We start from the raw sequence: 13,741 nt of genomic DNA, 5'->3' as shown, positions 1-13,741 counted from the left end.
TCGCCAAAATTTTCTTTGTTATAATATAGAAAAAGCATCGGCAGTATTCTGCCAATGCTAATCAATGGTTTGACGATTAGTTATTCGATTTTAATCCTGCCTTTTTATAAAATGACTGTTTCTTATCATTATATTGATCCGTGAGCATATTAAACTTTTCATTGGCTTCAAAAACCTGTTTATACTGTTCATTTAATTTATTTACTTGTGCTTCTAAGTCTTCTAAAGGCAAGTTTTTATTTTTAAACATACCATATAATTCTTTATCATATGTTAAAGCAGAAGAATATTCCTTATATAGCCATTCATGTGCTTGATACCGCTGCATCATGATATCGTATAATTCATTAGCCGTTTTTTTAACTTCCGTATCATCAAAGTCATCCTTAATGCCGGCTGCTTTCTTAAATGCCTGCTCAGATTCTTTCAAGCTTTTTGTTTCTCTTTCCATATGATTTTTTCTTTCATTTGTTAATTGAATGGCCTCGTCTGAAAGCTTGACGATCTGGTCATATTCTTTCATTCCAAGTTCAATAATTTGGTCATATATATTTTTTTCTTTCTTTTCTAACGTAACAAGGGGGTCTTGTTGTTCTTCAAAAACTTTTTCTTTTGTTACTACATCCTCTAAAACATCATACATTTTTTCAGCAGGTGTCTTGTTTCCAACACAACCCGATAAAATCAACAATGATATAGCTATTAGAGATAGTAAATAACGGCCACTTTGTTTAAACAACACTTGAATACCTCCTAACTACTTCCACCTTTACTATATCTATACTTTATTTGTTTGACAATATTCGGGGCAAAAAAATAGGGATGTTTTATCAATCAATTGTTAACATTTTATCTAATGTTTGATAGACTAATGAAGCTAATAACTTTTTTGAACACAGGAGTGAAGGTTCATGTTAACGATGGAGGATATTATTCGAGATGGCCATCCTACCCTTAGAAAGGTAGCTGCGGAAGTCGCCATGCCGCCATCAGAAGAGGATCAACAAATTTTAGCCAGCCTTTTAGAATATGTTATTAATAGCCAAAATGGCGAAATTGCTGCGGAATATAGTTTACGTCCGGGAATTGGTTTAGCTGCTCCGCAAATAAATGTTTCAAAACGAATGATTGCTGTTCATTTAACTGACGACACAGGGAAGCTTTATAGCTATGCCTTATATAACCCCAAAATCATCAGCCACTCCGTTGAAAAATCATATTTACAAGCAGGAGAGGGCTGTCTTTCGGTGGATGAACCGATACCGGGGTTCGTTCCTAGACACGCTAGGGTTACAGTTAAGGGGGTCACGCTTGCTGGTGAAGAGGTCAAACTTCGCTTAAAAGGACTCGCCGCTATTTGTTTTCAACATGAAATCGATCACTTAAATGGCATCATGTTTTATGACTATATCAATAAAGAAGATCCATTTATGGCAATTGAAAATGCCATTGCTATCGAAAGATAAGGTGAAACACAGGCCTTTATTTGAGGCCCTGTGTTTTTTTTATGATTGTGGGGCATAGTAATTCCATGTTTACCCATGAAAAAATCAGCGAATTCATCATATAATAATAGGAAAAAACATTTATTTTTAAAAATTTTCGATTATCTGCCATTGCTTGCTTTACATTGGACAAGGTTCGTATAAAATAAGAGGTAAGGAGATGATCCACTATGTTAAAGAAGCTAAGGAAAAAGCTTTTAAAACAGTGGAAAGATTTGCTTAGAAAAAAATCCATTGCCTAATTATTTTTAAGGGCCCTTCCAAAACAAGAAGGGCTCCTTCGTTATTGTAAATTGTAAAAATAGCTGATTTTTACCTACTTTTTCATAAAAGTCCATGACCCACCAAAGAAAATAAATGAAAAAGATGAAATTATTATATATAATAGAAAAAGTTATGATTGAGTAAGGAGCGAATTTGTCATGATATATAAAGTATATTATCAAGAAAGCATTAATCAGGTCCCTGTAAGGGAAAACACAAAAACCCTTTTTATTAAAGGAGAATCGGTAAGAGATGTTCGTATTAAGATTGCCGATCGCGGATATAATGTTGAAATTGTACAAGAAGTATCAGGAGCACATTTAGAATATGAGAAACAAAATGAAGACTTTAAAGTATTGGAGATTGGATAATTTATGAAATTTGTTAAAAATGATCAAACGGCTGTTTTTGCCCTCGGTGGTTTAGGCGAAATCGGCAAAAATACGTATGCAGTACAGTTCCAAGATGAAATTATTTTAATTGATGCCGGAATTAAATTCCCTGAGGATGAATTATTAGGTATTGATTATGTTATACCTGATTACACCTATTTAGTAAAAAATGAGGAAAAAATAAAGGGTCTATTCGTCACACACGGACACGAAGACCATATTGGCGGAATCCCCTATTTATTGCGGGAAGTAAATATCCCTATCTACGGTGGCAAACTAGCCTTGGGGCTAATTAAAAATAAATTGGAAGAGCACGGCCTGCTCAGAAATGCGAAATTGATTGAAATCAAAGAGGACGATATCATTAAGTTTCGCAAAACATCCGTTACTTTTTTCCGAACTACGCACAGTATTCCTGATTCCTATGGAATCGTCGTAAAGACGCCTCCAGGACAAGTTGTCCATACTGGTGATTTTAAATTTGATTTTACTCCTGTAGGGGAACCTGCCAATTTAACCAAAATGGCGGAGATTGGTAAAGAGGGTGTACTTTGTTTACTTTCAGATAGTACAAATAGTGAAATACCTGATTTTACCATGTCTGAACGCCGGGTTGGTGAAAGCATCCAAGATATTTTTAGAAAAGTGGATGGCCGGATCATATTTGCCACCTTTGCTTCAAATATCCACAGACTGCAACAAGTGGTAGAGGCTGCAGTAGAAAATGGAAGAAAAGTTGCCGTTTTTGGTCGGAGTATGGAAGCGGCAATCAATATTGGCCTTGATTTAGGTTATATTATGGCTCCAAAGGAAACATTTATTGAACCAAATCAAATTAACCGGATTCCTGCTGATAAGGTTACAATTTTATGCACTGGAAGCCAGGGTGAGCCGATGGCAGCCCTTTCTCGTATTGCCAACGGGACACACAGACAAATTCAAATTATTCCCGGCGATACTGTCGTATTTTCATCGTCACCAATCCCAGGAAACACGATCAGTGTTAGCAGAACGATCAACTTGCTTTACCGTGCAGGTGCTGAAGTCATTCATGGAAAATTAAGTAATATCCACACCTCTGGACACGGGGGACAAGAAGAACAAAAGTTAATGCTAAGGTTAATTAAACCGAAATTCTTTATGCCGATCCACGGTGAATATAGAATGCAGAAAATGCATGCAAAGCTTGCTGTCGATTGCGGTGTGGAAGAAGAAAATTGCTTTATCATGGACAACGGAGAAGTACTAGCTCTCTCCGACCAAACAGCACAGGTTGCCGGAAAGATTCCATCTGGTTCAGTTTATATTGATGGCAGCGGTGTAGGTGACATCGGAAATATCGTATTAAGGGATCGTAGAATTCTTTCAGAAGAAGGTTTAGTAGTCGTTGTCGTGAGTATTAACATGAAAGATTTTAAAATCGCTTCCGGCCCTGACCTCATTTCTCGTGGATTTGTTTATATGCGTGAATCAGGCGACCTCATCAACGACGCTCAAAATTTGATTACCAAACACCTAAATAAAGTGATGGAAAGAAAGACAAGTCAATGGTCTGAGATTAAAAATGAAATCACGGATACATTAGCGCCTTTCCTCTATGAAAAAACAAAACGAAGACCAATGATTTTACCTATCATCATGGAAGTATAATAAAAAAGGAAATGCCCGATATCTAGGGCATTTCCTTTTTTTATTCTAAAACTTTTCTTTCAAATCTATCGATGTCCGTATCATTTCCAATTACAATTAACACGTCATTTTCATAAAGGGTTTCTTTGGCTTGCGGGGATACAATAATTTCTTCTCCCCGTTTAATGGCGACAATATTTAATCCATATTTCTTACGAATATCCATATCCATTATGGTGCGGCCACTTAACTTCCCGTTTGCCACAATTTCAACGATACTATGTTCATCTGAGAGCTCAAGATAATCAACAACATTACTTGAAGCCATATTATGGGCAATCCTTCTACCCATGTCCCGTTCTGGATGGACCACGTGGTCGGCGCCTATTTTCCGAAGAACCTTTTCATGATAATCATTTTGGGCCTTTGCAGTCACACAGCCGACCCCCAATTCCTTTAGAATAAGGGTTGTGAGAATACTCGCCTGAATATCATCGCCAATCGCAACAATTACATGATCAAAATTGCGAATTCCTAAACTTTTTAAGACGTTTTCATCGGTTGAATCACCAACTACTGCATGGGATGCAATCATGGCAAATTCATTGACACGTTCTTCATTTTCATCGATGCCTAATACTTCCATTCCCTCGTCCGTTAAAGTCCTGCAAATACTTCCTCCGAACCGACCAAGCCCTATTACAGCAAAACTCTTCTTCATATAAACTCCCCCGCAAAAACAATGATCCAATCTGTATTTAATTGTAACATTCCTCAGCATAATTTTATAGAGAGAGTTATCAACACTTACTCCTGACTATTTCTATTTTTCCTTTTTTTATAAAATGCAATGAACACTACTCCAATAATGATGAAAATAGCTAATATGGGAATGTTTCCAATAATAAATACAACGAATCCGGATAGGCCCGCCAATAATAAATTGATACTTTTCATAAATTGCTGTTTCGTTTTCTCCCAAGTATTTAACTTGTCTTTATCTATATTTGGAATAATGACCTTATTTTCATACATGGTGATGGTTATAGTCGAAAGCGATGTTTGGTTCTCTAAAAACTTCATCCTCCCTTCAATCACCTCGATCTCCTCTTGAACAGCCGCTAAATCCGCTGATATTTTCAGTAGATCCTCCGTTTTGACTGTAGCCTTCATAAAGGCTAACAGCCGCTCCTCAACAGCTTTTTTTGATTTCAGTCTTGATTCTAGATCGACATATTCCTCTGTAACATCCTGTCCCGTTATGTTCCTTTGCAGCACCTCAGCTGCTTGGCCTTCAGCATCATGTAAAAAATCTTGAAAGTACTTTTGAGGTATTCTTATTTTCAGACTGCCGCTTACCTGGTCTTTATCTCCCTTAGACGCATTGGACTCAGCGATATATCCACCATATTTCTCTGCTTTTTCTTCTAAGCGCTTGACAGTCTGCTCAAAATTCCTTATGCGCAACTGGAGGTCAGCCTGATAGATCACCATCTGGTTTGGTACTTCTAAATTAGCAGTGGGTGGAGTTTGATTTGCCTTCGCATTATCCCCTTTTACAAGCGCAGGTTGCTCACCACCGTCAGACTGGGAGGAATCCATTACTGATTTATTTTCCATACTCATTTTTGCACGATCCTCACTCTTGCTGCTAGAACTGCAGCCGGCAATTCCAACGATAATGGCAAAAATAAAAACCGGAAGTATCTTTACTCCCTTTTTCAATCCCCTAACCCCCTCTTTTTATTATCAAAAAAAGAATCACTCATTACTAATACGGACGATAAACAGAAAACAAGGTTACAGAAAGGAACATAAAAATAGCTGCTCGTTACCTGATAACGAACAGCTATTTTTATACCCTTATTCAGTTTTTTCCAATTCATCTAATACGCGATTGACACGCTTTTCGAGCATTTTCATGCCGCTCCCGCCTGCTTGGAAGTGGCGGAGCTTTCCTTCACGATCAAAAACATAGTAGGCTGGAACATATTGATTTTCAAAAGCATCTGTTAGTTTATGGTCGCTATCCACAAAAATCGGCTGTGTAATACCGTGTTCTGCAGCAACTTTCTTGATTTCTTCAAGATCTAAATCATTTTCAGAGCGTGGCATATGAACCGCGACTACATTTAATTTTTCTTTAAAATCATCACGGAATTGATTCACTTGTGGCATTGCTTCTTTACATAGATGGCAACTTATTGACCAAAAATGAAGCAATGTTGGCTTGTCGCCAATTAATTCATCTTTTGTGACTTGACCGTTTAACCATTCAGTTGCACCGATTAATTCTGGCATTGGTTCGCGTAATTTCATGTTTTACCCCCTATTTTAAAATAGACCTAACACTTATGGAAGGTTAGGTCTATCATGTTTAGTTAACTTATGCGTTTAATGTGGCTTGTCCAGGCTTCCAGTTTGCAGGGCAGAGACCGCCAGTTTGTAATGCTTGAAGCACGCGTAATGTTTCATCCACATCACGGCCAATATTGTTGTGGTTTACAACAGAATATTTTAATTCGCCTTCTGGATCAATGATGAACAAACCGCGAAGAGCTATACCTTCCTCTTCAATTAATACACCATAATCACGTGCAACAACATGATTTGTATCTGCAGCTAAAGGATAGTTTAACTCACCAAGACCATTTTCTTTACGGTCAGTTTTAATCCATGCAAGGTGTGTATGGATGGTGTCAGTTGAAGCACCGATAACAACTGCATCAAGATCATCAAACTCTTCGTAACGATCCGACATCGCTGTAATTTCAGTTGGACATACAAATGTAAAGTCCATTGGGTAGAAGAACAATACAGTCCATTTATCATTTTTCATGTTTTCTTCCAGGCTTACTTTTTTAAATTCTTTGTTCGGCATGACCGCATCCATTTCAAAGCGTGGAGCTTGTTTGCCTACCATACGTTCTGGCATTAGAATCCCTCCAAATATTATTTAATGATCACTAATCCCCTTAGACAGTTTTGCCTATTTCCAACGAGAATAAACGACAATATGTAACATTATTCCTTTTTCATAGTAACATGATTACCTGCCAGAACCAAATAAAATGGCCTGTTAATTTCATTCAATTGGCAGATTCCCTTTGTAGGATATATAGCGTGTCATAACTTTTATAGCTACATCAATTGCCGCCTCATTTGGGTTTAATTTTGCATGATGTAGTCCAAAAGTTGAATCGACACCGAGCCAAAACATGAGACCAGGGATTTCCTTAAGCATATAGCCGAAATCCTCGCCCGTCATCGCCGCTGTACATTCGATTACATTTATTTCCGGATCCTGTTCAATACACTGGATAAACTCTCTAGTGACGGTTTCCGAGTTATATACCTGATGGTACATTGATCCATAGTCGATAACTGCTTCACATTCAAAGCCTATTTCCATTCCTTTAACGAGCGCCTCAATACGATGTTTTACCTTTTTCATCGATTCCGGTGATAAAGTGCGAATCGTTCCTTCAAGCCTTGCCTTTTCTGCGATAATATTTTGAACTGTACCGCCTGTGATTTTCCCAATCGTAATAACAGCACTATCTAACGGATCGATATTTCTGGAGATAATAGTTTGCAGCTGTGGAACGAGTGAACAGGCTGCAATAACCATATCATTCGTTTCGTGGGGTCTAGCGGCATGACCTCCCTTACCCTTTAAATCGATAAATAATTCAGATGTATTGGCAAATAATAATCCTTCTTTAAGCGCAATTGTCCCCACAGGATACTCTGGTGCAATATGAAGGGCTAAAATGGTATCCGGCATCCACTCCCGCATTTCCTCTGATTTCAACATGGGTTCTGCCCCGCCTGGTCCCTCCTCAGCGGGTTGGAAGATAAATAAAAGGTCATCATTAATTGGATTAGCAACAAAGTGAGTCAGTACGCCCAGGGCGATGGTCATATGAAAATCATGTCCACAGGCATGCATTCTTGCTTGATGTGACGATGAAAATGGTAATCCTGTTTCTTCCTCTATTGGCAGACCATCAATATCGGTTCTATATCCAATTGTTTTGACCGGTTTTAGACCCTGAATTTTTACAAACAAGCCAGTTCTCCATTTTTTAATTATGATACGTTCTTGTGGTAATGACTGTATGTAGACTAATAAATATGCCTGCGTTTTAAACTCTTGAAAACCCAGTTCCGGTATTTGATGCAGGTCACGACGAATAGTAATTAATGGGTTCATTTATGTATCTCTCCTTTTAAAAAAGAAGCGTGGATGGGATCCACGCCTGTAAATTTTATAAAAGTAAATTCAATTCTTACTTCAAGAATTGTCTAGCTACAGCGCCTAGGGGCGCTTTCGCTTTTCTATAGTTGTCGAAGTTCTTGCATAATCTCCGTCTTTGATTTCGTTTTTTCGTCAATATCCTTGATTTTTCTTGCTGGCATACCGGCAACCACAGTAAACGGAGCGACATCTTGAGTAACAACTGCTCCTGCTGCAACAACTGATCCTGTTCCCACTGTGACACCCTCAAGGACTACGGCATTTGCGCCAATGAGGACATCATCTTCAATGATAACTGGTTTTGCAGACGGCGGCTCAATGACCCCTGCTAAAACCGTTCCGGCACCGATGTGACAATTTTTCCCAACCGTAGCTCTTCCGCCAAGGACAACCCCCATATCTATCATCGTTTTTTCGCCAATTACAGCTCCAATATTTATCACTGCACCCATCATAATTACCGCATTATCACCAATTTCTACCTGGTCACGAATGGTGACACCCGGCTCAATCCTCGCATTTATGTGTTTGGTATCTAACAATGGAATGGCTGAATTCCGGCGGTCATTTTCGACCACAAAATCTTCAATTTTTGTCTTGTTTGCTTCTAGCGCTGCATTGATTTCAGACCATTCGCCAAAGACCACACCAGTATTCCCACTAATAAAGGATTTTGCCCCGCTTCCAAAATTGATTCCTTCTAATTCACCCTTCAAGTAAACTTTAACAGGTGTAGACTTTTTACTATTTTGAATAAAAGAAATAATTTCATTTGCATCCATTACTTTCATAATGTTACCCCCTATAGATATGTACTAAAAAATACTTTAACAAACAAAAGTAATGAAAACAAGAAAAACAACACTAATCTTCAGAAGATTCAGCGATGTGTTCCTTAATCAACTCAACAAAGGCTGATACTTGTTTTAATTGAAAGGCTGACTCATACCCTAAAAGCCATGTATCACGTTTTAACGGTTCGTTATTCTCATCTACTAGCGGGATTTTGAAAATGTCCCTTTCCGCCTTCGACAGTGTAATTGACGGCAAAATTGCATAGCCAATACCATTAAAGGCCATCTGCTTGCATGTCTCAATTTGATCCACGACCACCGTCCTCTTTGGGGAGGTTTTAAAGTTTCGCATCCACCAATCTTGAATTTCCTGATAATAATTAGAGTCACTTTTAAATTGAATAAACGGACGATCGGTCGCTAACACCTGTTCAGGTTTCGTAATTTCTCGATCAACTAAATAAAGTGGGTCGTTAAAAAGATGGACTTTTATCCCTTTCCAGTCCGGGGACCCCCCACGGATTATTCCAATATGGACTTGATCGTCGTATAAGCATTTCAATATTTCACTGCTCCAGCCCGTTATGAGGGAAATCTTTGCTTGTGGATACCTATCAATAAACTTCTTTAAAACCTGAGGGAGCCAATTTTGACCTACAATCGAAGCCACAGCAATTTTCAGTGTTCCGGAAACTCCTGATTGGAGAGAATGAATGGTTTCGCGTACCTTTTCTTGTTTAATTAGAACATCATCAACAAAGTCAATTACATGTTCACCTGCAGGGGTTAGTGCCAAGCCTTTTTGTGAGCGGATAAATAATTTTGTTCCCCATTCTTTTTCGATTGTCTGTAACCGCTGAGAAAGAGCCGGCTGCGAAACGAATAATCGTTCCGATGCCTTACGCATATTCATTTCCTGAGCCAATACAGATAATAATTGATATTCTGATAATGAGGACAAGAAAATCTCTCCTTAAAAAGCCCTGCCCTTGTTTAGACAGAGCCATTGTTTTTTTTAGGAATAAATAATATTAATATCAAACTTACGATAGCAAAGGTAAGAACTACATAATAAACAGAGTGCAAAGAAAATGTCAGTCCATCCTGCAAAATACTTTTAATAGACTCACTCAGACTATTCCGATCACTTGCTTTTAGGAGCTTATTAGCATCATCCACTGTTAAGAAAGGATCTTGTTTATGAAAATATTCATTCATTCGGATATTAAGGATCCCTCCTAACAAGGCGGCACCAATCGTGTTGCCAAGATTTCGCATAAACATATTCGCTGCTGTGGCAATTCCCCGCTGCTCCCAGCTAACAGTGCTTTGAATCGAGACTATAAAGGCAGTGGATGTCAGCCCCATACCCAGTCCAATGAAAAAGGAACCAACTGCCGCCCATACCGGGCCGGACGAAGCCGACATCGTTACGAAAGCAATACTCCCGACAATTAAGAAAACCCCGCCTATAATCGTAGTTTTCCGGTAACCGATTGTAACCAGCAATCGCCCCGACAGTGTCGATGCGATCGGCCAACCGATTGACATTGTGGTTAGCGTAAACCCGGCTACAATTGGGGTTTGTTCCATCACACCCTGCACGAAGGTCGGTAAAAAGCTAGAGATTCCAATTAACATGACACCAGTTGTCAGTGATGTGATATTGGCGATAAATATCGATCTTTTCTTCCAAATCGCAAAGGGCATAACTGGTTCAGATGCTCGCCCTTCTTGAAAAATAAACGCTATTAAAGCCGCTCCAGACAAAATTAGTAGACTTACCATTTGCCATGATCCCCATTTGCCCCCGCCCTCAACAAGAACAAACATAAGCGTTGAAATTGTGATGGTTAATAGAGTGGCACCCCAATAGTCTATTTTATGTTTTTTCTTTTCTATATTTTCATGTAAAAACAGCCAAAGTCCCACTAATGATAGAATTCCCAAAGGAATGTTGATCCAAAAGACATAATGCCAACTTACATATTGGACAAGTAAGCCCCCGATTGCCGGACCTGTGATCGCAGAAATTCCCCATACACTTGAAAGATATCCTTGAATTTTTGCCCTTTCTTCCGCTGTGTAAATGTCTCCGGCGATAGTAGTGGCTATTGGTGTAACTGCTCCTGCACCAAAACCTTGAATACAGCGAAAGATGATTAGTGTTTTCATAGATGTGGAAAAACCGCAGAGAATAGAACCGATTAAAAATAGTATGATTCCGACTGTCAGAATGGGCTTTCTACCAAATAAATCTGACAGTTTTCCATAGATCAGCACGGTAACAGCATTCATTAATAAGTAAGCAGAGAAAACCCAGCTATAAAGTTTGAACCCACCTAAATCAGAAACAATTGCCGGCATCGCAGTTGAAACAATTGTTGCTTCAATCGCACCCATAAACATGGCAAGCATCACCGAGGCAAGCACAAGTGATTTTTTCGTTAGTTTTTTTTGAGAGCAATTTCCAGGAGACTTCCCATCCGTATCCATCTGAACACCTCAAACCGAAAAAATATAGCCCCCTATTGGGAGCTTGAATCTTATTGCTTTTTAAACCTTTTTACAATTTTATTTAATTGATTTAAAACGGTACTCCTTGGTAAAATGCCTTCAAAAAAACCATCTTCATTTTCAACACAAAGAAACGGATGATGTACAAGCTCATCTAAGCAGACAATGATTGACTCTGATACTGATACCCGTGGAATCACCCTTTTCATTACCTCTTCTACTCGTTTATTTTCAAGTTGTTCAAATTCAATTCGTTCAAGCCCCAGAATTGAATCCATAATGATTGGGGTGCTAATTAACCCGTGTAGTTTGTAATGTGGATCTAATACTGGAATAGCTGTATATCCACTTTTCGTCAATACTAGCAGGGCATGCTCAAGATTATTTCCGATTTGCACATGGGCAACCCGCTCTGATGGTATCATTAATTCTTTTATTGTTAACTCTAAAAATTCTCCACTGGGAAGACTAATCATCACCGAAAACTCCTCAATGTTTGTTTTTCTACAGACTTATTTTATCATAGTTTTCTGAGGCCTGGTTAATTTTAGATACATAAAAAAAGGAACCCCTAAAGGTCCCTACTGAATTAAATCAAAAATTTCGATGGTAATCATATCAATATTGTCAAATTGATATCTCTTCGGCTTTTCTTTTTCATTATATACTTCTAATTCAAATGTTTCCGTTTTTGGATGAAATGTTACCTGACACTTTCTTTCACCATTTACCTCAAAATAGCGTTGTGCCGGCTCACCACTTGTGGATTGTTCCTGAAGGTTTTTTAACCTTGTTAATATACCTTGGAGCTGTGACATAAGGCTTTTCCTCCTTTCAAACACAAAACAAACTGTCTGTAATTATGTTTCTCATTTGGCATGATTCTATCCTGATGGATTTTTATCAAAATATTACAGGTGGATCTTTTTAATGCCAATAGTAAAAGCATAAAATAATAGACATCATTTGTCCAAGTAAAATTAAAAAAATGTGTAATTTTTTTTAAAAAGGATGAAAAAGTAGGCCCCCGGTGTCGCATTCTTACAGTAATTGGTCGTGTTCAAATAAATATTGGTAAGATATATCGATAAATAAATAATCAGTTTCATTCACTGGAAATGAAAAAGTCCGAATCGTCTCACCCGTTTCAATATCACAATACGGATCAGATAATCTTCCCTTTTGTTCAAGGCGCAACTTTATGATATTTTCCAAAAAATAAGGTCGCCAGCTCCAATTTTTATCCAAGTATTCAGACTGTACACTCCAGCCTGTCTTTCCTTTAAAAATATTGGCTGACTTTTGAAATCCGTCTTCATCACAGACATACATACGAAAAGCAATTTCGTCAAATTCCTTTATTAATGCTTGAAAAAGGATATCGTAGCCCGACTTTCTGTTTTTGATCACTATTTCTTGTACCATTGCATGGAAATATTCAGTTGTTGTAAAGACAGCTTCTAATTTTCGTTTTTCATATGAAATGAAGTCATGAAATTTTTCTTTTAAGCGATACTTCAATATATCATGCTTAATAAAATCGGCTCCAGGTGGATGTAAATAAAACCCTTGATAATAATGTCCACCATTTTTCCAGGCAAACTGCAGTTGATAACTCATTTCAATATTTTCAAATAAGAGGGTCGCCCCGATTTTTCTTGCCAAAAGAGACAATGAATACAAAACATCATTAAAGTTTATCCCTGTTGATGTTGATTTCAAGGCTTGAAGGTTGATTTTGATAATATCCGGCTCAAGCTGGCCAATTCGTTCAAAATAATGCCTTTCACCGCCAATACTTGCAATCGCTATTTTTAAACCGTATGTCCGATAATATTGCAAGAGATGATCAAATTGATCGATATCACCATGATAGTTCCGGTCAGAAATTTCAAGAACAATTCGCTTTAAACTCAGTCCCTTTTTTTCAAATGCTAAAAGTTCTTGTAAAAATGGTTCCCCATGCCCATACATTAATAAATCGGCATTTCGATTCAAAAAAATAAGGACATCCTCATCAAGTTGAAGCGCTTTATCAAGTGCCTTTTTCACCAACAATAAATCGACTTCAAATTTATATTCATCTGGAATTTGATCATCCAGAAAAAAGGGACCTAAGCTAATGACTCCATCCCCAGATTGATAACGACCTAGTACTTCATAGGCGATAATACATTGCTCATCGGCACTAAAAATCGGCTGAAAATACGGAAAACAGTTTTCAAGATCCGATAGGATTTCTAATGCATCCATCCAAGTTCCTCCAAAAAATTTTTCTCACTATACCATACGCTTCGTTCTTGTTATCCGTTCTTTAGAGAAAAGCGCAAGCCCCCTGATCTTAATTTCTGATATTATTAAAAAGGATACCATTATAGC

At 38.0% G+C, this 13,741-nt stretch carries 15 protein-coding genes; 3 read left to right on the top strand and 12 right to left on the bottom strand.

The features are described from left to right. Nucleotides 1-76: 76 nt before the first annotated feature. Nucleotides 77-742, bottom strand: coding sequence for a YkyA family protein (locus tag G6554_RS00760; RefSeq protein ID WP_347564266.1), 666 nt, complete (start codon nucleotides 740-742; stop codon nucleotides 77-79). Nucleotides 743-911: 169 nt separating this feature from the next. Here G6554_RS00760 and def point away from each other — a divergent pair, with 169 nt between their 5' ends. From def to rnjA, 3 genes are all read left to right on the top strand, one after another. Next, nucleotides 912-1,466, top strand: a complete 555-nt coding sequence (gene def, locus G6554_RS00755) for a peptide deformylase (protein WP_166237758.1) — start codon at nucleotides 912-914, stop codon at nucleotides 1,464-1,466. Nucleotides 1,467-1,927: 461 nt separating this feature from the next. Then, on the top strand, nucleotides 1,928-2,140 hold the full coding sequence (locus G6554_RS00750; RefSeq protein WP_166237756.1) for a DNA-dependent RNA polymerase subunit epsilon: 213 nt from the start codon (nucleotides 1,928-1,930) through the stop codon (nucleotides 2,138-2,140). Nucleotides 2,141-2,143: 3 nt separating this feature from the next. Continuing rightward, entirely contained in the window at nucleotides 2,144-3,811 is a 1,668-nt protein-coding gene (rnjA, locus tag G6554_RS00745) for a ribonuclease J1 (RefSeq protein ID WP_166237754.1), read from the top strand. Nucleotides 3,812-3,851: 40 nt separating this feature from the next. Here rnjA and G6554_RS00740 read toward each other — a convergent pair whose 3' ends face one another. From G6554_RS00740 to G6554_RS00690, 11 genes are all read right to left on the bottom strand, one after another. Beyond that, nucleotides 3,852-4,511: a potassium channel family protein gene (locus G6554_RS00740; RefSeq protein WP_166237752.1), complete on the bottom strand. Its 660-nt coding sequence runs from the start codon at nucleotides 4,509-4,511 to the stop codon at nucleotides 3,852-3,854. A gap of 86 nt (nucleotides 4,512-4,597) precedes the next feature. Beyond that, entirely contained in the window at nucleotides 4,598-5,515 is a 918-nt protein-coding gene (locus G6554_RS00735; protein ID WP_166237750.1) for a DUF4349 domain-containing protein, read from the bottom strand. 138 nt (nucleotides 5,516-5,653) lie between these two features. Next, nucleotides 5,654-6,109, bottom strand: coding sequence for a TlpA disulfide reductase family protein (locus tag G6554_RS00730; RefSeq protein WP_166237748.1), 456 nt, complete (start codon nucleotides 6,107-6,109; stop codon nucleotides 5,654-5,656). 67 nt (nucleotides 6,110-6,176) lie between these two features. Further along, nucleotides 6,177-6,725 carry a peroxiredoxin gene (locus G6554_RS00725; RefSeq protein ID WP_166237746.1) on the bottom strand — a complete coding sequence of 183 codons (549 nt, stop codon included), beginning with the start codon at nucleotides 6,723-6,725 and terminating at the stop codon, nucleotides 6,177-6,179. Nucleotides 6,726-6,875: 150 nt separating this feature from the next. Continuing rightward, complete coding sequence (locus G6554_RS00720; protein ID WP_166237744.1) at nucleotides 6,876-8,006, bottom strand: N-acetyldiaminopimelate deacetylase; 1,131 nt, start codon at nucleotides 8,004-8,006, stop codon at nucleotides 6,876-6,878. A 125-nt stretch (nucleotides 8,007-8,131) separates the two neighbouring features. Next, complete coding sequence (gene dapD / locus G6554_RS00715) at nucleotides 8,132-8,842, bottom strand: 2,3,4,5-tetrahydropyridine-2,6-dicarboxylate N-acetyltransferase (RefSeq protein WP_166237742.1); 711 nt, start codon at nucleotides 8,840-8,842, stop codon at nucleotides 8,132-8,134. A gap of 73 nt (nucleotides 8,843-8,915) precedes the next feature. After that, nucleotides 8,916-9,806, bottom strand: coding sequence for a LysR family transcriptional regulator (locus G6554_RS00710; protein ID WP_166237740.1), 891 nt, complete (start codon nucleotides 9,804-9,806; stop codon nucleotides 8,916-8,918). Nucleotides 9,807-9,838: 32 nt separating this feature from the next. Further along, entirely contained in the window at nucleotides 9,839-11,341 is a 1,503-nt protein-coding gene (locus tag G6554_RS00705; RefSeq protein WP_166237738.1) for an MDR family MFS transporter, read from the bottom strand. A gap of 50 nt (nucleotides 11,342-11,391) precedes the next feature. Next, complete coding sequence (cbpB, locus tag G6554_RS00700; protein ID WP_166237736.1) at nucleotides 11,392-11,838, bottom strand: cyclic-di-AMP-binding protein CbpB; 447 nt, start codon at nucleotides 11,836-11,838, stop codon at nucleotides 11,392-11,394. A 105-nt stretch (nucleotides 11,839-11,943) separates the two neighbouring features. Next, nucleotides 11,944-12,180, bottom strand: a complete 237-nt coding sequence (locus G6554_RS00695) for a YkuJ family protein (RefSeq protein ID WP_166237734.1) — start codon at nucleotides 12,178-12,180, stop codon at nucleotides 11,944-11,946. A 223-nt stretch (nucleotides 12,181-12,403) separates the two neighbouring features. Further along, nucleotides 12,404-13,615 (bottom strand): EAL domain-containing protein, encoded by a 1,212-nt coding sequence (locus tag G6554_RS00690; RefSeq protein WP_166237732.1) that lies wholly within the window; start codon nucleotides 13,613-13,615, stop codon nucleotides 12,404-12,406. Between the last annotated feature and the right edge of the window lie 126 nt (nucleotides 13,616-13,741).

Source organism: Bacillus sp. MM2020_4 (genome assembly GCF_011250555.1).
In the GTDB taxonomy this organism is placed as follows: Bacteria; Bacillota; Bacilli; order Bacillales; family Cytobacillaceae; genus Neobacillus.
This window is presented reverse-complemented; position numbering and strand designations above follow the sequence as displayed.